Source organism: Pandoraea soli (genome assembly GCF_902459595.1).
In the GTDB taxonomy this organism is placed as follows: domain Bacteria; phylum Pseudomonadota; class Gammaproteobacteria; order Burkholderiales; family Burkholderiaceae; genus Pandoraea; species Pandoraea cepalis.
In genome coordinates, this window is the sequence record NZ_CABPSG010000019.1 from 24,037 (window position 1) to 45,349 (window position 21,313).

A 21,313-nucleotide genomic window follows, 5' to 3' on the forward strand; every position below is an offset into this window, starting at 1 on the left:
GTAGCCGAAACGTTGGAAATCCTGGTTCATATCTTGTGTTCTCCGTGGTCATTGTGCCCGCCGGCGGGGCCGGCAAGCGCCTCTTGACGCTTACGACAACCGGCTTTTGTCGCCGGTCGATCCCCCGCAGCCATTCGTCTGGCCCGTCGTCGAAGTCACAGGATACCGAAAGATGACGGGGAAAGCGCTCCGACGCGTCTCAAAATGTCAGGACGAATGCCCGAATTTCAATCCGCCGCGTCGTTGCCCAACCCTCCCACGTGGGGAGAGTGTCGGAATCGCTCGGTGATCCTGACTTTACGACAAGCCGGATCGTCCCGGCCGTCCTGCGTTTGAGCGGTATGCGTCCTGTAGGTTCCATCCCCATCATAACAGCCTTCATGCTACAATCACGGGTTCATGTTGGTTGTATAACTGCTTAATTTTTTGGAGTTTTTCATGGCAGTCGAACGCACTTTGTCGATTATCAAGCCCGATGCCGTTGCCAAGAACGTGATCGGCCAGATCTATAGCCGCTTCGAGAACGCGGGCCTGAAGATCGCTGCTGCCAAGCTGGTGCATCTGTCGCGCGCCGAAGCCGAGCAATTCTACGCCGTGCACAAGGCGCGTCCGTTCTTCAAGGATCTGGTCGACTTCATGGTCTCGGGCCCGGTGATGATCCAGGTTCTGGAAGGCGAGAACGCCGTGGCGAAGCACCGCGATCTGATGGGCGCGACCGACCCGAAGAAGGCTGAGAAGGGCACGATCCGCGCCGACTTCGCCGACAGCATCGACGCCAACGCCGTGCACGGCTCGGACGCCGCCGAAACGGCTGCCGTGGAAGTGTCGTTCTTCTTCCCGGGCATGAACGTCTACGCGCGCTAAGCCGCGTTTAGCCGCTCAATGGCAGGAAGTTACCGAAGGGATGTTGAAGGACCAAGGTCATGACCAACCTCACGAATCTGCTTGATTACGATCCGGACGGTCTGGCCGCCTATTGCGGCTCGCTCGGCGAGAAGCCGTTCCGTGCCCGCCAGCTCCAGCGTTGGATCCACCAGATGGGCGCCGCCGATTTCGACGGCATGACCGATCTGGCCAAGTCGCTGCGCGAGAAGTTGCACACGCGCGCGACGATCGCCTCGCCCGATGTCATCACCGACCACCTGTCGGCTGACGGCACGCGCAAATGGTTGCTGGACGTGGGCAACGGCGATGCCGTGGAGACCGTCTACATCCCCGAGGAAACGCGCGGCACGCTTTGCGTCTCTTCGCAAGCGGGCTGCGCCGTCAATTGCCGGTTTTGTTCGACCGGCAAGCAGGGTTTCTCTCGCAATCTGTCGCTCGGCGAAATCATTGGTCAGTTGTGGATGGCCGAATTCGCATTGCGCCGCGACCTCGGGCGCGAGGGCAAGAACGAACGTGTCATCACCAATGTGGTGATGATGGGCATGGGCGAGCCACTGCTCAACTTCGAGAATGTTGTGGGGGCGATGCGCCTGATGCTCGACGACAACGCCTACGGGCTGTCGCGTCGCCGTGTCACGTTGTCGACCTCGGGTGTCGTGCCGATGATGGATCGCCTGGGCCAGGAGTTGCCCGTGGCGCTCGCGGTGTCGCTGCATGCGCCGAACGACGCGCTGCGCGATGTCCTCGTGCCGCTCAACAAAAAATATCCGTTACGCGAGCTGATGGGCGCGTGCGAGCGTTATCTGGAAGTGGCGCCGCGCGATTTCATCACGTTCGAGTACTGCATGCTCGACGGTGTGAACGACACCGAAGCGCATGCGCGCGAGCTGGTCGCACTGACGCGCGACGTGCCGTGCAAATTCAATCTGATCCCGTTCAATCCGTTTCCCGAGTCCGGGCTGCTGCGCTCGAAGGATCCGCAGATCAAGCGCTTCGCGCAAATTCTGCTCGACGCGGGCCTCGTGACGACCGTGCGCAAGACGCGTGGTGACGACATCGACGCTGCTTGCGGTCAACTCGCCGGCGAGGTGCAGGATCGCACGCGACTTGCGCAGCGCGGAAAATTCGGGAAAATCGCGGTCGAGGTGCGTACCGTATGACGTTGCGCATGGGCAGGCGCGGACCGTGGCGAGGGCCGTCGGCCCCGTGCGTCCCATGCCGCTCGTCGGATCAGTCTCGCACGACAGCATTCCTTGTGCCGGACGCGTTTTGTGTCCGGCGCGATTCCTTCAGTTCCTTGCAGAATCCTCTGATGCGCCGAGCAGATCTTTACGCTGCGCGCACGGCGGGTGATGGTGGGGAATTGTGGTCAGCATATCCTCAGCCGCTGCGGGCGGCTGCTTACGAACGGGGGCGTATCGATGGATAACCAGAATCAGGCGGAAGCCGGCGGGCAAGCCGAGGCTCAGGGCCCGGGCGCGTCGCAGGGCGCGGCCGCCGGATGGGCTGAGCTGGGGGCGCAGGTGGGTGCGCAACTGGCCGCATTGCGCGAGAAGCGCGGCATGTCGATCGAAGACGTGTCGGCGCGTCTGAAAATCTCGGTGCAAAAGCTCAAGCGCCTCGAAACCGGCGAGTGGGAAGCCCTGCCGGAAATCCCGTTTATTCTGGGTGTCGTGCGCAGTTATGCGCGTATGCTCGGAGCCGACCCGGAGCCGATGGTCGAACCGCTGCGCAGTTTCGGCCGTGCCGCTGCCGTCGACGTTCCGCAGGCGCCGGTGGGCCAGCCCAGCATTCCGAAGAGCCCGGTGCGTTTTCGCTCGCCGGTCGCCGCGTCGCAGGCCAAATGGCCTTGGGCGCTGGTGGCTCTGGTGGTGATCGCAGGGGCCGCGTGGTACTTCGGCAACGCCCACAAGTCGGGCCGTGGGTCGGCCGAGCCGGCCGAGCTGGCCAGCGCCGTGTCGGCGCAGGCTGCGGAGCCCGCCAGCCAGCCAGTGGTTGCCGACGCCAACGGCACGCCGCCGGGCGCGGAGAGCGCGAACACCGGTAATGCGGAAAGCACGGTCGATAGCGCTTCGGACAGTGCGGCGGCGGGCCCGGGCTTGATCGCCGCGGCCGACCCGACGCATGTGGTTGCCGGGCTCGCCGGGGCGAGTTCGCCGTCGGCGACGGCGGCATCCACGCCGGCGTCGGCGGCCAGCGCGGTCGCGCCCGGGACTGGCAAGATTGCGTTGCGCCTGAAATCCGATAGCTGGGTCGAGGTGCGTTCGAAGGGCGGCAAGGTGCTGTTCTCCCAACTGATGCGCGCAGGGACTGCGCAGGAAATTACGGGCGATGCGCCGCTCAAGATCGTTGTGGGCAACGTGGCGGGCGTCGAATCGCTGGAATTCAACGGTCAACCGGTCGAGATCAAGTCCCGCAATGCGGGTAATGTGGCGCGTCTGACGCTGCAGTGAGACCGAAAGAGGGAAATCATGGCTTCTGTAGAATGCATGCCGATCATCGGCGGTCCGGCACCTCGTCGTCAGTCGCGTAAGGTCGCCATTCGTTGGGGCGGCCAGCTCGTGACGGTCGGTGGCGACTCGCCGATTCGCGTGCAATCGATGACCAACACCGATACCGCGGACGCGATCGGTACGGCCATCCAGGTCAAGGAGCTGGCGCAGGCCGGCTCGGAACTGGTGCGCATTACGGTGAACACCCCCGAAGCGGCCGCCGCGGTGCCGGCGATTCGCGATCAACTCGATCGCATGGGCGTGGCCGTGCCGCTCGTGGGCGACTTCCACTACAACGGCCACAAGCTGCTCGCCGACTACCCGGCGTGCGCCGAGGCGTTGTCGAAGTACCGCATCAATCCGGGGAACGTCGGGCAGGGCGCCAAGCGGGATACGCAGTTCTCGCAGATGATCGAAATGGCGATCAAGTACGACAAGCCGGTGCGTATCGGCGTGAATTGGGGCAGCCTGGACCAGGCGTTGCTCGCGCGCATCATGGACGAGAACGCTGCGCGTACCCAACCCTGGGGCGCGCAAAGCGTGATGTACGAAGCGCTCATCACGTCGGCGCTCGAATCGGCGGCGTTGGCGCAACGCGTGGGTCTGTCGGCCGACAAGATCCTGCTGTCGTGCAAGGTGAGCGCCGTGCAGGACCTGATCGCCGTGTATCGCGAACTGGCCAAGCGGTGCGACTACGCGCTGCATTTGGGCTTGACCGAGGCCGGCATGGGCTCGAAGGGTATCGTGGCGTCGACCGCCGCGCTGTCGGTGCTGCTGCAGGAAGGGATCGGCGATACGATCCGCATCTCGCTCACGCCCGAGCCGGGCGGTGCGCGTACCGCGGAAGTTGTCGTGGCGCAGGAAATCCTGCAGACGATGGGCCTGCGTGCGTTCGCGCCGATGGTCATCGCCTGCCCGGGTTGCGGCCGCACGACGAGCACGGTGTTTCAGGAACTGGCTTCCAGTATTCAGACATATCTGCGTGAACAAATGCCGGTATGGAAGGCTCAATATCCTGGCGTCGAGACCATGAACGTGGCGGTGATGGGCTGCATCGTCAACGGGCCGGGGGAATCGAAGCACGCGAACATCGGCATCAGCTTGCCGGGGTCGGGCGAATCGCCGGCCGCGCCGGTCTTTGTCGATGGTGAAAAGGTCCGGACGCTGCGCGGCGATCGTATCGCCGAAGAGTTCCAGCAGATCGTCGACGAGTACGTGAAGACCCGCTACGCTCAGACCGAAGGAACGGTCACCGCCTAAGCAGGCAGGACACAAGAAAATATGACTGACGCAAAGAAGAAGCGCCCCGCCAAACTGGCCGGGGTCAAAGGCATGAACGACATCCTCCCGCAAGACGAAGCCTTGTGGGAGTTTTTCGAGGAATCGGTGCGCGCCATGCTGCGCGCGTACGGCTATCAGCAGATCCGCACGCCGATCCTCGAGCAAACGTCGTTGTTCACGCGCGGTATTGGCGAAGTGACCGATATCGTCGAGAAGGAGATGTACAGCTTCACCGATTCGCTCAACGGCGAGCAGCTCACGATGCGCCCTGAGGGAACGGCTGCGGCCGTTCGCGCAACGCTCGAACACAATTTGCTGTACAGCGGCCCGAAGCGCCTGTGGTACTTCGGTCCGATGTTCCGCCACGAGAAGCCGCAGCGCGGCCGCTATCGCCAGTTCCACCAGGTGGGGGTTGAAGCACTGGGGCTTGCCGGCCCGGATGCGGACGTCGAAATCATCTTGATGTGCCAGCGCCTGTGGGACGATCTCGGCTTGACCGGCATCCAGCTGCAACTCAACTCGCTGGGGCAGGGCGAAGAGCGTGCGCGTCATCGCGCCGATCTGATTGCCTATCTCGAGAAGCACGTCGACCTGCTCGACGAAGACGGCAAGCGCCGTCTCTACACGAATCCGTTGCGCGTGCTCGATACGAAGAACCCGGCGATGCAGGCGATGGTCGAAGGGGCGCCGAAACTCATCGATTACCTCGGCGAGGACTCGATCAAGCACTTCGAAGGCGTTCAGTCGCTGCTCAAGGCGAACAACATTCCGTTCACGATCAATCCGCGTCTGGTGCGCGGTCTGGATTACTACAACCTGACCGTGTTCGAATGGGTGACCGACAAGCTCGGCGCGCAGGGCACGGTCGCCGGTGGCGGCCGCTACGATCCGCTGGTCGAGCAACTGGGTGGCGACGCCACGCCGGCGTGCGGCTGGGCGATGGGCGTTGAGCGCATTCTCGAATTGCTGCGCGAAGACGACCTCGTGCCGCAGGCCGAAGGGGCCGACGTCTACGTCGTGCACCAAGGCGAGACGGCGGTTGCGCCGGCGTTGATCGCGGCCGAGCGCATGCGCGACGCCGGGCTGAACGTCGTGTTCCATTGCAGCCCGGACGGCAAGGGCAGCAGCTTCAAATCGCAAATGAAGCGAGCGGACGCAAGCGGCGCAAACTTTGCCATCATCGTCGGTGAGAACGAAGTCGCGTCGGGCACCGTCGTCGTCAAGCATCTGCGTGCCGCCGATCCGGCGAACAACCAGACGAGCGTGGCGTTCGAGGCGCTCGCGGAACACCTGATCGACGTCATCGTCGCCAGTGCAGACGAAAGCGTGAACGAAAGCCTGGCCGACGACGGCACGGCGAACACGACGCTTCATTAACCCAAGACGCCAGACACGGAGAACCGCGGCGAATGAGCAGCTATCACGAGGAACAGGAACAGATCGAGAACGTAAAGGCCTGGTGGAAGCAGTACGGCAATTACGTTGTCTGGATGCTGGTCGTCATCATGCTGGCCTATGGTGGCTGGAACCTGTGGCGTTACTACGACCGCAAGCAGACGGTCGAGGCCGGTGTGCTTTACGGCGAGCTGGAAACGGCGATCGACGCCAAGGACAAGGCGAAGGTGACGCGTATCGCGTCGGACATGGAAAGCAAGTTCAGCGGTACGCCTTACGCCCAGATGACGGCGCTGCTGGCGGCCAAGTCACTGGCGGACGCCGGCGATGTGGCGCTCGCGAAAGCGCAACTGCAATGGGCCGTGTCGAACGCGAAGGACGACGAGTACAAGCAACTCGCCAAGCTGCGTCTGGCCGGTGTGCTGCTCGACGAGAAGGCGTACGACGAGGCGCTCAAGCTGCTCGACAATCCGCCGGCACCGTATGCCGGGCTGTTTGCCGATCGCCGTGGCGACGTGCTCGTCGCACAGAGCAAGATGGCCGACGCGCGGGCCGCATACAAGCTGGCACTCGACAAGCTCGATAAGCAGGACTCGGGCATGCGTCAGTTCGTTCAGTTCAAGCTCGACGCGCTGGGGGCCTGACGCGCGTCGGCATTCCATTGGCAAGTATTACCCTCCCATAACGCATAACCGGGTACATGATGATCCTTAACGACTTCCGTCGATCGATGCCGCAAACGATGGCCACGTCACAGGCCGTCTCGACGCGCTGTGGCATTTTCAAGCGCGCGGGCAGCGCCGTGACGATGCTGGCATTGCTGGGTACGCTGGGAGGGTGTGGACTCTTTGGCAGCAAGCCGGCGCACGAGCCGACGCCGCTCACGGAGATCAAGCAGGCGCTGAATGTCAAGCAGATCTGGACGGCGAGCGTCGGCAAGTCCGGTGCCTACAGCTTCGCACCGGTCGCCGTGGGCAACGCTGTGTTCGCGGCGGGCGCCAACGGCGGCATCGTGCGCGTGGATGCGGACACGGGCGCGTCGACGTGGTCGGCCAAGGCGGATACGAACATCACCGCCGGTCCGGGCAGCGATGGCGAGACGACCGTCGTCGCCACGCACAAGGGCGAAGTGATCGCGTTCGATCACGACGGCAAGTCATCCTGGAAGGCCAACGCCGGTAGCGAAGTGCTCACGGCGCCGCTGGTCGGTCGGGGTCTGGTCGTCGTGCGCGCGATCAACAACCGGGTGACGGCGTTTGACGCCGCCACCGGTTCGGTGCGCTGGTCGTACTCGCAGCCGACGTCGACGCTGACGCTGCGCACCGGGACCGGCATGACGTTTTTGGGTGATCGCGCGGTCGTGACGGGCTTCCCGGGCGGCAAGCTGGTGGCGCTCGATGCCAACACCGGCAACCCGCTGTGGGTCACGCCGCTCTCGTACCCTAAGGGGGTGACAGAAGTGGAACGTGTGAACGACGTCACGGGCACGCCGGTCGTCTTCGGCCGCCAAGTGTGCGGCGCCACGTTCCAGGGCCGTGTGGGATGCGCCGATGTGCAGACCGGCAATGGCCTGTGGGCGCGCGATTTTTCGTCGCCGAATGGGGTGACGCAGGACGAGCGTGTCGTGGCGGCCGTCAATACCGACGGTGCGGTCTACGCTTTCAACGCTGCCGATGGCAGTACACTGTGGCAGAACGACAAGCTCAAGTACCGCGACTTGTCGGCGCCGTTGGCGCTCGGCCGCGTCGTGGTGGTGGGCGACAAGCAGGGTTATTTGCATTTCCTGTCGCGTGACAACGGCGAACTGCTCGCTCGCGTCAAGCTCAGTGGTCCGATCAGCGCACAGCCGATTCTCGCCGGCCAGACGCTGGTCGTGCAAACGCGCGACGGCAACATTTACGGCTTCCGTCCGGATTAACCGGTGACCGGCAGCACCCGGGCATTTTCCGGGAACGGCCGGCAGCGCGCCGGCCGTCTTCGTTTTTAGGCTTATTCATGAAACCCGTGATCGCGCTCGTAGGGCGCCCCAACGTCGGCAAATCGACGCTATTCAACCGTTTGACCCGCTCGCGCGACGCGCTCGTCGCCGACATGCCCGGGCTCACGCGCGACCGTCACTATGGCGAGGGGCGCGTTGGCGAGCATCCGTACCTGGTGATCGACACCGGTGGCTTCGAACCCGTGGCCAAGGACGGCATTTTCCACGAAATGGCCAAGCAGACGCGCCAGGCCGTGGTCGAGGCCGACGTGGTGATCTATATCGTGGACGGGCGTCAGGGCCTGACGCCGCAAGACCAGATCATTGCGGACTATCTGCGCAAGACGGGACGCAAGATCATGCTCGTGGTCAACAAGGCCGAGGGCATGAAGTACAGCGCGGTCGCGAACGACTTCTACGAACTCGGCCTGGGCGATCCGCTGGCGATCTCGGCGGCGCACGGCGACGGCGTCGCGGAAGTCATCGACGAAGCCATCGCGCCGTTCTATGCCAATCAGGAAGAGAACGAGGACAGCAAGCGCGACGACGGACGTGTGAAGATCGCGATCGTCGGGCGTCCTAACGTTGGCAAGTCGACACTGGTCAACACGTTGCTCGGCGAAGAGCGCGTGATCGCGTTCGACATGCCGGGCACCACGCGCGATTCGATCCACATCGAATTCGAGCGTCAGGGGCGAAACTACACGTTGATCGATACGGCCGGGCTGCGTCGTCGCGGCAAGGTATTCGAAGCGGTCGAAAAGTTTTCGGTTGTGAAAACACTGCAATCGATTGCCGATGCGAACGTCGTGATTCTCATGCTCGATGCCCGTCAGGACATCTCAGATCAGGACGCTCACATTGCCGGCTTCATCGTCGAGTCGGGACGTGCGGTGGTCGTCGGCGTGAACAAGTGGGACGGGCTGGACGAGTACACGCGCGAGCAGACCAAGCAGGAGCTTGAGCGAAAACTCAAATTCCTTGGCTTTGCGAATTTTCACTTTATCTCGGCGACGAAGTCCACGGGCATTGGCCCGCTGATGCGCTCGGTGGACGATGCGTACGCGGCGGCCATGACCAAGTTGCCGACGCCGAAGCTCACGCGCGCCCTCAACGAGGCGGTGGAGCACCAGCAGCCGCGGCGTTCCGGGTTCTCGCGTCCGAAGTTGCGCTACGCGCACCAAGGGGGCTCGAATCCGCCGATCATCGTCATTCACGGGAATAGTCTCGATGGCGTGACCGACAGCTATCGCCGCTACCTGGAGAATCGTTTCCGGGAAACTTTTAAGTTGAAGGGCACTCCATTACGCATAGAGTTTCGCAACAGCGCGAACCCTTACGCCAAGGGCGAATGAAAGCCAAACCCGGGCGGGGTTTTGCTGGCGACGCTAGCAAAATCAGCTATAGTGTGGAAGTCAAGGCGGGAAGCGCGCACACGCCTTGTCTTACGGTCATTTGCTAAAAATACAACGGAGTTATATATGAGCAACAAAGGGCAACTTCTACAAGACCCGTTTCTGAACGCCTTGCGTAAGGAGCATGTTCCCGTCTCGATCTATCTGGTCAACGGTATCAAGCTGCAGGGAAACATCGAGTCGTTTGACCAGTATGTCGTCCTGCTGCGCAACACGGTCACCCAAATGGTTTATAAGCACGCCATTTCGACGGTCGTGCCTGCGCGTCCGGTGAATTTCCATCCGGAAGCCGAGCAGTCCTGATTCAGGCTCGCCCGACCGGGAGTCACTCCGGCCGGGCGAATTTCTCTTCCCCATCGCCCGCTCTTGTCCAACAGCCCCAATACCCACTCCCCGCGTAGCTTGACCATCAACGCCGCGCTCGTCGGCATCGATTTCGGCAAACTCGATTTCGAAGCCAGTCTCCAAGAACTCGACCTTCTGACGCAATCTGCAGGTGCCACGCCTGTGGTGACCGTTACCGGCCGTCGCCGTAGCCCGGACGCGAAGCTGTTCATCGGTAGTGGCAAAGCCGAAGAGCTGCGTGCCGCGATCCATGAGTACGACGTCGAACTGGTGATTTTCAATCACGCCCTGACCCCCGGTCAGCAGCGTAACCTCGAACACCTGCTGCAGTGCCGTGTGGTTGACCGCACCAGCCTGATCCTCGATATCTTTGCCCAACGCGCCAAGAGTCATGAGGGCAAGCTGCAGGTCGAACTCGCGCAGTTGCAGTATTTGTCCACGCGCCTCGTGCGCGCCTGGACCCACCTGGAACGTCAGAAGGGCGGTATCGGTCTGCGCGGGCCGGGTGAGACGCAGTTGGAAACCGATCGTCGTCTGCTCGGCGAGCGCGTGAAGTCGCTTTCGGCGCGGCTCGAAAGGCTTCAGCGCCAGCACGACACGCAGCGGCGCGCGCGTCAGCGCAGCGGCACCATGTCGATTTCGCTCGTGGGCTATACGAACGCAGGCAAATCCACGCTGTTCAACGCGATGACGAAGGCCAACGCCTACGCCGCGGATCAGCTGTTTGCCACGCTCGATACGACGTCGCGTCGCGTTTATCTTGGCGAAGTCGGGAACATCGTGCTGTCCGACACTGTCGGATTCATCCGCGAGCTGCCGCACCAGTTGGTGGCGGCATTCCGGGCGACGCTTGAGGAAACGGTGCACGCCAACATGCTGTTGCATGTGGTGGACGCCTCGAGTCAGGTGCGTCAGGAGCAGATGGCCGAGGTCAACGCCGTTTTGGCGGAGATCGATGCGGCGGACATCCCGCAGATTCTCGTCTGGAACAAGATCGATGCGGTGCCGGAACTGGCCGCGCAAGGCCCGAGAATCGAACGGGATGAGGCCGGGCGTGTCAAGCGAGTCTTTTTGAGCGCGCGCACCGGCGAAGGGCTCGACCTGCTGCGCGAGGCCATCAGCGAGGCGGTTGTGGCTGGCACGGGTGGGTTACAATCGCTTCAAGAAGCGCCCGATGTCCGGCTTATCGACCGTTGGAACGATGCGCCGCGCGCAGAAGACAGATAACACGAGACGTCGCACCATGTAGGGCGGAGGTTGCCACGGGGATTTCCGGCAGCACGGCCCAACAAGGGCGACGACCTGGCAAGAGACCAGACGGAGGCCGGTCAAGGCCGCCGATCGGCACACCAGATTCGGGAACCACGCGCGAACCGGCAGCATGCGCACTCCGAAGTGGGCGTGCCGGTCGCAACGCCAAGACCGCTTCAGTCACCACGCTTCTACCTATGCTTCCAAGAGCTTTGATGCGACGAGTTGGCTTGATTTTCTCCCTGAACGACCCGCGCTGGGGGCGGGACGGCGGCGGCGATACGCCGTCCGGTAATCAGGAACCGAACCGCCCCGATCGTTCGAACACGCCGAATTCGCAGGATCAGAAGGAGCCGCAGCGTGGACCGCAAGGTCCGCAGCAGGACGGCCCGCCCGACCTCGACGAACTGTGGCGCGATTTCAATCGGCGTCTTAACCGTATCTTCGGCCGCAAGGGCGGCGGGAGCGGTAACGGTGGCTCGAATAGTGGCGCCGGGGGCTCGCGCGGCTCGGGTATCGGCGTCGGCGTGGTCGTCGCGCTGGCATTCCTGATCTGGCTGGCAACGGGCGTCTTCATCGTCCAGGAAGGGCAGGTCGGCGTTGTCACCCAATTCGGCAAGTACAAGTACACCACGACGTCGGGTATCCAATGGCGTCTGCCGTATCCGTTCCAGGCGGTCGAGATCGTCAACATGTCGCAGATCCGTTCGGTCGAAATCGGCCGCTCGAACACCATTCGCGACACTGATCTGAAGGACTCGTCGATGCTCACCGGCGATGAGAACATCATCGACGTGCGCTTTGCCGTGCAGTACCGCATCAAGGACGCCACCGAGTTCCTGTTCAATAACGTGGATGCCGAATCGTCGGTGAACCTGGCCGCGCAAACGGCCGTGCGCGAGATTGTCGGCAAGAGCAACATGGACTTCGTGCTCTACGCTGGCCGCGAAGAAATCGCCAATGAACTCGTCACCTCGATCCAACGCATTCTCGACGGCTACAAGACCGGCATCCTGGTCACGAGCGTGACGATGCAAAGCGTGCAGCCGCCTGAACAGGTGCAGGCCTCGTTCGACGACGCCGTGAAAGCGGGGCAGGATCTGGAGCGCGCCAAGAACGAGGCGCAGGCCTACGCTAATGATGTGATTCCGCGCGCCAAGGGTACGGCGTCGCGTCTGACGGAAGAGGCCGCCGGGTACAAGGCGCGCGTTGTGTCGCAGGCGCAGGGCGATGCCGATCGCTTCAAGTCGGTGCAGGAAGCGTATGCGAAGGCGCCGGGCGTCATTCGCGAGCGGATGTATCTCGACACGATGGAGCAGATCTACTCGCGCACGACGAAGATCATGGTGGATTCGAAGAACAACAGTTTGTTGTATCTGCCGTTGGACAAGATCATGGAGCGCTCGCGTAGCGACGCGTCGGCCCCGGCTCCGGCTCCGGCCTCGGCCGCCAGCACGGGGAAGGCCGCGGGTGCGCCTGCCGCCGATGACAACGGCGATGTTGACCATGATCGATCGCGCGCGGCACTGCGCAACCGCGAACGCGATTCACGCTAAGGGGATAAGCGCATGAACCGTATTGGAACCATTATTGTCGCGCTGATCGTTTTGTTGATCGTGCTTGCCTCGACTATGTTCGTGGTGGATCAGCGCCGTTATGCCGTGGTGTTCTCGCTCGGCGAGATCAAGGACGTCTATAGTCAGCCCGGCCTGAAATTCAAGTTGCCGCCGCCGCTCCAGACCGTGTTGTATCTGGATAAGCGCATCATGACCATCGACAACCCCGAGCCGGAACGCTTCATCACGGCCGAGAAGAAGAACCTGATCGTCGACTCGTATGTGAAGTGGCGCATCGTCGATCCGCGCAAGTTCTATGTCAGCTTCAAGGGGGATAGCCGCCTCGCGCAGGATCGTCTGACGCAACAGATTCGCTCGGCGTTGCAGGAAGCGTTCACCAAGCGCACCGTGACCGAGGTCGTGTCGTCGCAGCGCGATCAGGTCATGCAGTGGGTGAAGCAAAAGGTCGGCGAGGACGCTGCGCAAGTCGGCATCGAAATTGTCGATGTGCGGATGCGTCGGGTCGATCTGGCCGCGGGTATCAGCGATTCGGTTTATCGCCGGATGGCGGCGGAGCGCAAGCGCGTGGCGAACGAATTGCGTTCGACCGGCGCGGCCGAGGCCGAGCAGATTCGCGCCGATGCCGACCGCCAGCGCGACGTGGTCGTGGCGGAAGCCTATGCCAAGGCCCAGCAGGTCAAGGGAGAGGGCGATGCCACGGCTGCCGGTATCTACGCGCAGGCGTTCGGTCGCGATCCGCAGTTCGCTCAGTTCTATCAGAGCCTCGAAGCGTACAAGGCGACCTTCCGAGACAAGCGCGACGTGATCATCGCGGATCCGAACAGCGATTTCTTCCGATTCATGCGCGGTTCTGGCGGTGCGGCTGGCGCGCCGGCCGGAAAAGCGCGAAAATAGCGCCCTTGACATCCGAGTAGCTGCCACCGCCCGCGTCAATCGCGGGCGGTGGCATTTTGGCCGAGTCCCCTGTGAGCACCAGCACGATTCTTCTCGCTTTGGCCCTCATGCTGATCGTCGAGGGAATGTTTCCGTTTGTCGCGCCAGACCGGTGGCGGCAAAGTTTTCGTAAAATAACGGAAATGCCGTCCGGCCAGATTCGCTTTTTCGGTTTGGCCGCCGTCTCGCTGGGGCTGATTCTGATGCTGCTGGCCGACCACTAAAAGGCGCTTTCCCGCGCCGCCTGAATACCGAAATACCCATGCCGAACTGGCTACTTCCCGAAAATATCGCCGACGTGCTGCCTTCCGAGGCGCGCAAGATCGAAGATCTGCGCCGGCTGATGCTGGACCGTTTCCGTACCTACGGCTACGAACTCGTGATGCCGCCGATGCTCGAGTACGTCGAGTCGCTGCTGACCGGCACCGGCCATGATCTCGATCTGCGCACGTTCAAGCTCGTCGATCAGCTCTCCGGGCGCACCATGGGCCTGCGCGCGGACATTACGCCGCAGATTGCCCGTATCGACGCCCATTTGCTCAATCGCAAGGGCGTGACGCGTCTTTGCTATGCAGGAAGCGTGCTGTTTACGCGTCCGCGTAATCTGCTGGCGACGCGCGAGCCGTTCCAGATTGGCGCTGAAATCTTCGGGCACAGCGGGCTCGAAGCCGATCTCGAGATCCAGGAACTGCTGCTCTACTGTCTCCAGCTTGCGGGTCTGAAGCAGATTCGTATCGATTTGTGCCACGCCGGCGTGCTCGAGGCGCTCATCGAGGGCGTGCCGGCCGCTGAGGCCATCGAGAGCGAGTTGTTTGGGGCATTGGCCACGAAGGACGTGCCTCAGCTCGAGGCATTGACCCGCGATCTTCCGGCGAACCTGCGCGATGCCTTGCTGGCGCTAACCACCCTGTATGGCGAACCGGCCGAGACGCTCGTCCGTGCCCGCAAGGCGTTGCCGGACTTGCCTGGTGTCAAGGCGGCACTCGACGATCTGGCCTATCTGGCGGCGGCGCAAAGCAAGGACGGGCCGGCCGTATTGTCGATCGACCTGGCCGATTTGCGTGGCTATCAGTACCACAGCGGCGTGATGTTCGCGGCCTATGTCGACGGCATCCCCAATGCGATTGCGCGAGGTGGCCGTTACGACAAGGTGGGCCAGGCGTTTGGTCGAGACCGTCCGGCAACGGGTTTTTCGCTGGATTTGCGTGAATTGGCCGCGATTTCTCCGGTCGAAGCGCGGAGTAACGCGATTTTGGCGCCAGCCGACGATGTGCCGGGACTGCGCGCGAAGATCGACAGCCTGCGCAACGCGGGCGAAGTCGTTATCCGCATGCTGCCGGGCCACGATCAGGATTTCGAGGAGTTCACCGGTGACCGCGTTCTTGTCGAAAAAGCGGGCCAATGGGTTGTGACACCCCGGTGAACGTCGCTGAAAAAAGCGGCACTAGCCTACGCCAACACGGGTAGAATACGTTTTTAACCAAACCAACTATTGTTATGTCCGGCAATGCTTTGAATCAGGGACGCAACGTCGTCGTTATCGGAACTCAATGGGGCGACGAAGGGAAGGGTAAGGTCGTCGACTGGCTGACCGATCACGCGCAAGGCGTGGTGCGTTTTCAAGGTGGCCACAATGCCGGACATACGCTCATCATTGGCGGCAAGAAGACCATTCTGCGCCTGATTCCCTCGGGCATCATGCACAAGGACGTCACCTGCTACATCGGCAATGGTGTGGTGCTCTCGCCGGAAGCGCTGTTCAAGGAAATCGACGAGCTGGAAAGCGCGGGCCTGAATGTGTGCGGCCGTTTGCGCATTTCCGAAGCCTGTACGCTGATTCTGCCGTACCACGTCGCCATCGATCAGGCGCGTGAAGCCCGTCGCGGCGCCGGTAAGATCGGTACGACCGGACGCGGCATCGGCCCGGCTTACGAAGACAAGGTCGGCCGCCGTGCGCTGCGCGTGCAGGATCTCTTCGATCCGGAGACCTTCTCCGAACGTCTGCGTGAAACCCTCGATTATCACAACTTTGTCCTGACGCAGTACTTGGGCGCGACGGCTGTCGACTTCCAGGAAACGCTGGATACGATGCTGAGCTACGCTGCGCGTCTGCAGCCGATGATCGCCGACGTGTCGCAGATGCTATACGCGGCCAACCGCGAAGGCCAGAACCTGTTGTTCGAAGGTGCCCAAGGCACGTTGCTCGACATCGATCACGGCACGTATCCGTTTGTGACCAGCAGCAACTGCGTCGCGGGTGCTGCTTCGGCTGGCGCGGGCGTCGGTCCGCAACAACTCCACTACGTGCTGGGCATCACCAAGGCCTATTGCACTCGCGTGGGTGCGGGGCCGTTCCCGAGCGAACTGTACGATGCGGACAACTCCGCCCGTCAGGAAGCGATCGGCCTGCAACTGGCCACGGTCGGCAAGGAATTCGGTTCGGTGACGGGCCGCCCGCGCCGTACCGGCTGGATGGATGCCGCAGCACTCAAGCGCTCGATTCAGATCAACGGCGTGACCGGCCTGTGCATGACCAAGCTCGATGTGCTCGACGGTCTCGACACCGTGCGTCTGTGCGTCGGCTACAAGATTGGCGACAAGACGGTCGACATTCTGCCCCGTGGTGCGGTGGATGTCGCCCGATGCGAGCCGGTGTACGAAGACTTCCCCGGCTGGTCGCAGAGCACGGTGGGTGTGACGGCATGGGACCAATTGCCGGCTCAGGCGCAGAACTACCTGAAACGCATTGAAGAGGTGAGCGGTATTCCGATCGACATGGTGTCGACCGGCCCGGATCGTGACGAAACCATCTTGTTGCGTCACCCGTTCAAGCACTGAAGCACCGTAGCGTTGGCACAGCACACCATGAATCTACCCCAAAACGACGACAAGAACCTTTGGGTCTCGTGGGACGACTATCATCGGCTCATCGAGCGACTTGCGCTCAAGGTCTACGAATCGAACTGGAAGTTCGACAAGATCCTGTGCCTGGCCCGGGGTGGCTTGCGTGTGGGCGATCAACTCGCACGCATCTACGACGTGCCGCTCGCGATTCTGGCGACCAGTTCGTATCGTGAAGCCGAAGGCACGGTTCGTGGTGACCTCGACATCGCACACTTCATCACCATCACGCGCGGCGAGCTGGAAGGCCGCGTGCTGCTGGTCGACGATCTGGTCGATTCGGGCGTGACGCTCGAGCGCGTTGGCAAGCACCTCAAGGAGCGTTTCCCGAAGGTGACAGACGTGCGCTCTGCGGTGCTGTGGCACAAGGCGTGTTCGAAAGTGGCTCCCGATTACGCGGTCGATTTCCTGCCGACGAATCCGTGGATTCACCAGCCGTTCGAAGAGTACGATACGCTGCGTCCGCACAATTTGTCGGCGTGGATCAAGCGCGGCACCTGAGCGATGGCGGGATGGCTGAACGTGTCGCGAGGCGGCGTTCGGCAAGGGGGAAACCCCGACAAGCAGGCGGTGACATCGTGAGATGCACCGCCTGTTTTTTTGAGCGCGCGTCGTTGGTGCGTTGTCTCCCGATTGCAAAGGGGGATCTAACGGCGGTGCGGCGAAGCCATATGGCGGCTGATTTCCCTTCTGCTCGGCGCTTCGTGGGTTCCGGCGATGTGATCTGATGCCGTATCAATCTCGACTTCTGGAAATCCCGCGGCTGCGGTCCCGTCATGAATATGTGGTGGCGTTCCTATCCCTTGATTTGCACGGTATGGCTCGCGAGCGTGCTGGCGATCGCCAGCACGCCGGGTGTCGCGGCGTCGGCGGTGGCCGGGGTGCGGACCGCGAGCGGGATTCGGTATGTGTCGGTGACCGACCAGACGTCGATGGCAAAGGCCAAGGTGGCCGCGCTGGATCGTTGCCGAACCCAACTAGCTTCCGGTCGCCGGGGCGGGCGATGCGAAGTGTTGATGTCCGGTAATGGGCCGGCTTACTGGGCGGTCGTGCGCGCTGTCAATGGAGAGATCGGCATCGCGCTGGGTGACATGCAGACGTCTGCCGTTCAGGACGCCTTCGTCGTGTGTCAGCGTGCAGGGCAATGTTCGCTCGATAGCGCGCAGGTTTGGTTCGACAGCGGTCAGCGCCCGGGGAGGCGTTTGCCGACACCGCAGGCGGCGTCAGCGTCGCCCGCACTATGCCGGATTCCTACCGGTCAGGTGGTTCGTATGCAGACGCGATGCGTCGACGGTGCATGCGTGCGAACGTATGAAAACGGGTGCACCATTCGCTTCCAGGCGGCTCGCTGTCTCGATAAGGGAACGAGCCAATATGTTTGGCGACCGAACGGCTGTGACGACGATGAATGATGGCGTGCATCCGGCATCACGATGAACAACGGGCGCACAGAGGCGCCCGTTGTTCATTCCTCGCTGACTTGATGCGGTGCGTCAGCTTGCCGACATGCCGCTGTGGCGTAGCAAGGCATCGACTTCCGGTGCGCGACCCCGGAACGCAATGAACGACGCCATCGCTTCACGACTGCCACCCACTGCGAGAATTTCGTCGCGGTAGCGGGCGCCAGTGGCGGTATCGAGGACCGAGCCGCTGACCGTCGCCGCCTCTTCGAACGCTGCATACGCGTCCGCCGACAGCACCTCGGCCCACTTGTAACTGTAATAACCGGCCGCGTAGCCGCCCGCGAAGATGTGGCTGAAGGTATTCGGCCAACGCGAAAAATCCGCCTGAGGCGTAACGTGCAATCGATCGTTGATGCGTTGCGAAAGCGCCAGCACCGACTCGTTGCCGCGCGGATCGAAATCGTAATGCAGGTGCATGTCGAAGTCGGAGAAGACCAACTGACGCAGCATCATCAAACCGCTCTGGAAGTTGCGGGCGGCCAGCATTTTGTCGAACAGGGCTCGCGGCAGCGGGGCACCCGTCTCCACGTGAGCGGTCATGTGCTCAAGCACATCCCACTCCCAACAGAAGTTCTCCATGAACTGGGACGGCAACTCGACAGCATCCCACTCGACGCCATTGATGCCCGCCACGCCGGCATCTTCCACCTGCGTGAGCATGTGATGCAGGCCGTGTCCGAACTCGTGGAACAGCGTGATGACGTCGTCGTGCGGGAGCAACGCCGGCTTGTCGCCGACGGGTGCGGGGAAGTTGCACACGAGGTACGCCACCGGCGTTTGAAGCGTGCCGTTGCGCAGGCGCTTGCGCGTGCGGGCACTGTCCATCCAGGCACCGCCGCGCTTGCCTTCGCGGGCGAACAGATCCATGTAGAACTGCGCCACGAGTTCGCCATCGCGCTCAATGCGGAAGAAGCGAACGTCCGGATGCCACGTTTCGGCATCCTGCGGGCGAATCGTCACGCCGAACAGCGTGCCGGCCACGCGAAACAGACCGTCGAGCACCTTGGGCAGTGGAAAATATTGACGGACTTCCGATTCCGAGAAATCGTAGCGTTGCTGGCGCAGCTTTTCCGATGCGTAAGTCGTGTCCCAGGGTTGCAGCTTCTCGATGCCCAGCGACTCGGCGGCAAATGCTTGCAGTTCGGCCCAGTCTTGCTCGGCGTACGGACGCGCGCGGCGGGCGAGGTCTTCGAGGAACTCGAGGACTTGCGCGGGCGATTCCGCCATTTTGGGCTCAAGCGATACCTCCGCGTAGTTCTTGAAGCCGAGCATGTGCGCTTCCTCGCGGCGCAGCGCGAGTTGCTCGACAACGATCTCGGTGTTGTCCCAGTCCGCCTCGCCGTTGCCGAATTGCGGGCCGAGTTCGGAAGCCCGGGTCACATTGGCCCGGTACAGCGTTTCGCGAAGCGCGCGATTGTCGGCGTATTGCAGCACCGGGAAGTACGAGGGGAAATGCAGCGTGAATTTCCAGCCTTCCAGGCCGTCGCGCTGCGCGGCGGCGCGTGCCGCGGCCTTGTCGTCGTCGGGCAGGCCGGCGAGTTCCTGCTCGTCGGTCACGACAAGCGAAAATTTGTTGGTCGCGTCGAGCACGTGATCCGAGAATCGCTTGGCGAGGTCCGCCTGCGCTTCCTGGATGTCGGCGAATCGCGGTTTCTGGTCTTCGGGGAGCTCGGCGCCGCCCAATCGGAAGCCGCGCATCTCGTTGTCGAGAATTTTCTTGCGAGCCGGCGAGAGATCCGCGAATTCCTGACCGGCCGCAATGGCCTTGTACTTTTCGAACAATGCCAGATTCTGGCCGACGCTGGCGGAGAATTCGGTGACGCGCGGCAGGTTATCGCCGTATGCCGCGCGAAGCGCCGGGGTGTCGGCGACGGCGTTCAGGTGTCCAACGATTTCCCACGCCCGGCCCAAGCCTTCGGTGCCGTCTTCCACGGCGTCGAGAATGTTGGCCCAGGTCGGCGGCGTGGCGGGATCCGCGGCCTTGTCCACAGCTGCACGCGCTTGCGCCAGAAGCACGTCGACGGCGGGCGTCACATGTTCGGGGCGGATCTCGGCAAAACGGGGGAGTCCCTGGATATCGAGCAGAGGGTTGGTTTGTGGCGTATTCATGCGTTCGTTGTCCACGGGGAGGGGCTTACGAAGAGTGTGGGGGCATCGCGGGCAATTTTCCAGTCGTTTTTTTCAACCGGTCCGATTGGGTGCGTTGGCGGTGGAATCCCTGGGAATGCGATACCCGGCCGCCATTCAACGGCTTCCGCCGGCGATTCAACCACGGGCCCAAAAGCAACAAGGGCGCGCGCGACCGACGGGTCGAGCACGCCCTGCGTGACGCGCGGTGCTGGCAATCAGGCGTCGAGGGTGCGCTCGGCGGCCTCGAGCGTGTTGACGAGGAGCATGGTGATCGTCATCGGACCCACGCCGCCCGGCACCGGTGTGATATAGCCGGCCACGTCCTTGACGCCGTTGAAGTCGACGTCGCCGCACAACTTGCCCGCGTCGTCACGGTTCATGCCGACGTCGATCACTGCCGCACCCGGTTTGACCATATCGGCCGTGACGATATTGCGCTTGCCCACGGCCGCGACAATGACGTCAGCGTTGCGGGTGTGCGCGGCCAGATCTCGCGTCTTGCTGTTGCAGATCGTGACGGTGGCGCCTGCCTGGAGCAGCATCATCGCCATCGGCTTGCCAACGATGTTCGACGCGCCGATCACCACGGCCACCGCCCCGCGCAGCGGGAAATCGACGGACTCGAGCATCTTCATGCAGCCATAGGGCGTGCACGGGCGGAACAGCGGTGCCCCCGTCATCAGGGCGCCCGCATTCGACACATGGAAACCGTCGACGTCCTTTTCCGGCGCAATGGCTTCGAGCACCTTGTGGCTGTCGATGTGCTTGGGCAGGGGCAATTGAACGAGGATGCCGTTGATCTTTGGATCGCGGTTGAGTTCATCGATGCGGGCGAGCAGGGCGCTCTCCGTCAGATCTGCCGGATAGCGGTCGAGCGAGGAATACAGGCCGTTGTCTTCGCAGGCCTTGACCTTGTTGCGCACGTAGACCTGACTGGCCGAATCCTCGCCGACCAGCACCACGGCAAGCCCGGGTTGGTGGCCGCGGGCGGTCAGAGCGGCGGCGCGGGTGGCAACTTCGGCGCGAATACGTTTGGCGAGGGCGTTGCCGTCGATGAGGGTGGCGGTCATGATGCGTGGATATCGTAGGAAGGAAGGGGGCTGGCCCGATGGGCCGGATACGGCCGCGCCAGTCAGGCAGGTGACAGGCGCAAAGACCGTATTATAGCGGCGCGCCGCAACGCGCGGGAGGGGGCGGCGGCGTCGAGCGAGCCGCTGCGCTGCACGGCTGACGCCGCTCGCCGCATGTCATTGGCGAGCAACATCAT

Annotated in this window: 18 protein-coding genes and 1 pseudogene; 16 read left to right on the forward strand and 3 right to left on the reverse strand. The window is 62.6% G+C overall.

Annotated features, from left to right (window positions below; genetic code table 11):
- Positions 1-438: 438 nt before the first annotated feature.
- The 16 genes and pseudogenes from ndk (at position 439) to PSO31014_RS20770 (ending at position 16,954) form a co-directional block, all read left to right on the forward strand.
- Positions 439-864, forward strand: a complete 426-nt coding sequence (gene ndk / locus PSO31014_RS20695; RefSeq protein ID WP_150553333.1) for a nucleoside-diphosphate kinase — start codon at positions 439-441, stop codon at positions 862-864.
- Positions 865-923: 59 nt separating this feature from the next.
- A complete protein-coding gene (gene rlmN, locus PSO31014_RS20700) occupies positions 924-2,045 on the forward strand; it encodes a dual-specificity RNA methyltransferase RlmN (RefSeq protein ID WP_130025655.1) in 1,122 nt (373 codons plus the stop codon).
- Between the two features lie 261 nt (positions 2,046-2,306).
- Entirely contained in the window at positions 2,307-3,338 is a 1,032-nt protein-coding gene (locus PSO31014_RS20705; protein ID WP_174976604.1) for a helix-turn-helix domain-containing protein, read from the forward strand.
- Positions 3,339-3,356: 18 nt separating this feature from the next.
- Positions 3,357-4,637, forward strand: coding sequence for a flavodoxin-dependent (E)-4-hydroxy-3-methylbut-2-enyl-diphosphate synthase (gene ispG, locus PSO31014_RS20710; protein ID WP_150553335.1), 1,281 nt, complete (start codon positions 3,357-3,359; stop codon positions 4,635-4,637).
- Between the two features lie 21 nt (positions 4,638-4,658).
- The gene (hisS, locus tag PSO31014_RS20715) at positions 4,659-6,035 is read left to right on the forward strand and encodes a histidine--tRNA ligase (protein ID WP_150553336.1); all 1,377 of its coding nucleotides are present in this window, start codon (positions 4,659-4,661) and stop codon (positions 6,033-6,035) included.
- A 32-nt stretch (positions 6,036-6,067) separates the two neighbouring features.
- Positions 6,068-6,697, forward strand: a complete 630-nt coding sequence (locus PSO31014_RS20720; RefSeq protein WP_150553337.1) for a tetratricopeptide repeat protein — start codon at positions 6,068-6,070, stop codon at positions 6,695-6,697.
- Between the two features lie 98 nt (positions 6,698-6,795).
- Positions 6,796-7,971 (forward strand): outer membrane protein assembly factor BamB, encoded by a 1,176-nt coding sequence (gene bamB, locus PSO31014_RS20725; protein WP_174976607.1) that lies wholly within the window; start codon positions 6,796-6,798, stop codon positions 7,969-7,971.
- A 77-nt stretch (positions 7,972-8,048) separates the two neighbouring features.
- A complete protein-coding gene (gene der / locus PSO31014_RS20730; RefSeq protein WP_150553339.1) occupies positions 8,049-9,386 on the forward strand; it encodes a ribosome biogenesis GTPase Der in 1,338 nt (445 codons plus the stop codon).
- A gap of 126 nt (positions 9,387-9,512) precedes the next feature.
- Entirely contained in the window at positions 9,513-9,749 is a 237-nt protein-coding gene (gene hfq / locus PSO31014_RS20735; RefSeq protein WP_010807283.1) for an RNA chaperone Hfq, read from the forward strand.
- A gap of 99 nt (positions 9,750-9,848) precedes the next feature.
- Positions 9,849-10,928, forward strand: a pseudogene (hflX, locus tag PSO31014_RS20740) (GTPase HflX); the annotation flags it as partial.
- A gap of 311 nt (positions 10,929-11,239) precedes the next feature.
- Positions 11,240-12,598 (forward strand): FtsH protease activity modulator HflK, encoded by a 1,359-nt coding sequence (gene hflK, locus PSO31014_RS20745; protein ID WP_150553341.1) that lies wholly within the window; start codon positions 11,240-11,242, stop codon positions 12,596-12,598.
- A 12-nt stretch (positions 12,599-12,610) separates the two neighbouring features.
- Positions 12,611-13,513 carry a protease modulator HflC gene (hflC, locus tag PSO31014_RS20750; RefSeq protein ID WP_150553342.1) on the forward strand — a complete coding sequence of 301 codons (903 nt, stop codon included), beginning with the start codon at positions 12,611-12,613 and terminating at the stop codon, positions 13,511-13,513.
- A gap of 71 nt (positions 13,514-13,584) precedes the next feature.
- Positions 13,585-13,776 carry a DUF2065 domain-containing protein gene (locus tag PSO31014_RS20755; RefSeq protein WP_017231568.1) on the forward strand — a complete coding sequence of 64 codons (192 nt, stop codon included), beginning with the start codon at positions 13,585-13,587 and terminating at the stop codon, positions 13,774-13,776.
- Positions 13,777-13,814: 38 nt separating this feature from the next.
- A complete protein-coding gene (locus PSO31014_RS20760) occupies positions 13,815-14,975 on the forward strand; it encodes an ATP phosphoribosyltransferase regulatory subunit (RefSeq protein WP_150553343.1) in 1,161 nt (386 codons plus the stop codon).
- A 74-nt stretch (positions 14,976-15,049) separates the two neighbouring features.
- Entirely contained in the window at positions 15,050-16,390 is a 1,341-nt protein-coding gene (locus tag PSO31014_RS20765) for an adenylosuccinate synthase (protein ID WP_150553344.1), read from the forward strand.
- A gap of 27 nt (positions 16,391-16,417) precedes the next feature.
- Positions 16,418-16,954: a phosphoribosyltransferase gene (locus PSO31014_RS20770; protein ID WP_150553345.1), complete on the forward strand. Its 537-nt coding sequence runs from the start codon at positions 16,418-16,420 to the stop codon at positions 16,952-16,954.
- A gap of 295 nt (positions 16,955-17,249) precedes the next feature.
- Here PSO31014_RS20770 and PSO31014_RS22480 read toward each other — a convergent pair whose 3' ends face one another.
- From PSO31014_RS22480 to folD, 3 genes are all read right to left on the reverse strand, one after another.
- On the reverse strand, positions 17,250-17,399 hold the full coding sequence (locus PSO31014_RS22480) for a hypothetical protein (RefSeq protein ID WP_174976605.1): 150 nt from the start codon (positions 17,397-17,399) through the stop codon (positions 17,250-17,252).
- A 547-nt stretch (positions 17,400-17,946) separates the two neighbouring features.
- Positions 17,947-20,025, reverse strand: coding sequence for a M3 family metallopeptidase (locus PSO31014_RS20780; protein ID WP_150553347.1), 2,079 nt, complete (start codon positions 20,023-20,025; stop codon positions 17,947-17,949).
- 236 nt (positions 20,026-20,261) lie between these two features.
- The gene (folD, locus tag PSO31014_RS20785) at positions 20,262-21,116 is read right to left on the reverse strand and encodes a bifunctional methylenetetrahydrofolate dehydrogenase/methenyltetrahydrofolate cyclohydrolase FolD (RefSeq protein ID WP_150553348.1); all 855 of its coding nucleotides are present in this window, start codon (positions 21,114-21,116) and stop codon (positions 20,262-20,264) included.
- Positions 21,117-21,313: the final 197 nt, after the last annotated feature.

Excerpts from the sequence above, each read along its gene's own strand:
- hfq (WP_010807283.1), top strand. The coding sequence starts at position 9,513 with ATGAGCAACAAAGGGCAACTTCTACAAGACCCGTTTCTGAACGCCTTG.
- hisS (WP_150553336.1), top strand. The coding sequence starts at position 4,659 with ATGACTGACGCAAAGAAGAAGCGCCCCGCCAAACTGGCCGGGGTCAAA.
- PSO31014_RS20705 (WP_174976604.1), top strand. The coding sequence starts at position 2,307 with ATGGATAACCAGAATCAGGCGGAAGCCGGCGGGCAAGCCGAGGCTCAG.
- hflC (WP_150553342.1), top strand. The coding sequence starts at position 12,611 with ATGAACCGTATTGGAACCATTATTGTCGCGCTGATCGTTTTGTTGATC.
- PSO31014_RS20760 (WP_150553343.1), top strand. The coding sequence starts at position 13,815 with ATGCCGAACTGGCTACTTCCCGAAAATATCGCCGACGTGCTGCCTTCC.
- bamB (WP_174976607.1), top strand. The coding sequence starts at position 6,796 with ATGGCCACGTCACAGGCCGTCTCGACGCGCTGTGGCATTTTCAAGCGC.
- ndk (WP_150553333.1), top strand. The coding sequence starts at position 439 with ATGGCAGTCGAACGCACTTTGTCGATTATCAAGCCCGATGCCGTTGCC.
- hflK (WP_150553341.1), top strand. The coding sequence starts at position 11,240 with ATGCTTCCAAGAGCTTTGATGCGACGAGTTGGCTTGATTTTCTCCCTG.
- PSO31014_RS20765 (WP_150553344.1), top strand. The coding sequence starts at position 15,050 with ATGTCCGGCAATGCTTTGAATCAGGGACGCAACGTCGTCGTTATCGGA.
- folD (WP_150553348.1), bottom strand. The coding sequence starts at position 21,116 with ATGACCGCCACCCTCATCGACGGCAACGCCCTCGCCAAACGTATTCGC.
- rlmN (WP_130025655.1), top strand. The coding sequence starts at position 924 with ATGACCAACCTCACGAATCTGCTTGATTACGATCCGGACGGTCTGGCC.
- PSO31014_RS20720 (WP_150553337.1), top strand. The coding sequence starts at position 6,068 with ATGAGCAGCTATCACGAGGAACAGGAACAGATCGAGAACGTAAAGGCC.
- PSO31014_RS20770 (WP_150553345.1), top strand. The coding sequence starts at position 16,418 with ATGAATCTACCCCAAAACGACGACAAGAACCTTTGGGTCTCGTGGGAC.
- PSO31014_RS20780 (WP_150553347.1), bottom strand. The coding sequence starts at position 20,025 with ATGAATACGCCACAAACCAACCCTCTGCTCGATATCCAGGGACTCCCC.
- ispG (WP_150553335.1), top strand. The coding sequence starts at position 3,357 with ATGGCTTCTGTAGAATGCATGCCGATCATCGGCGGTCCGGCACCTCGT.
- der (WP_150553339.1), top strand. The coding sequence starts at position 8,049 with ATGAAACCCGTGATCGCGCTCGTAGGGCGCCCCAACGTCGGCAAATCG.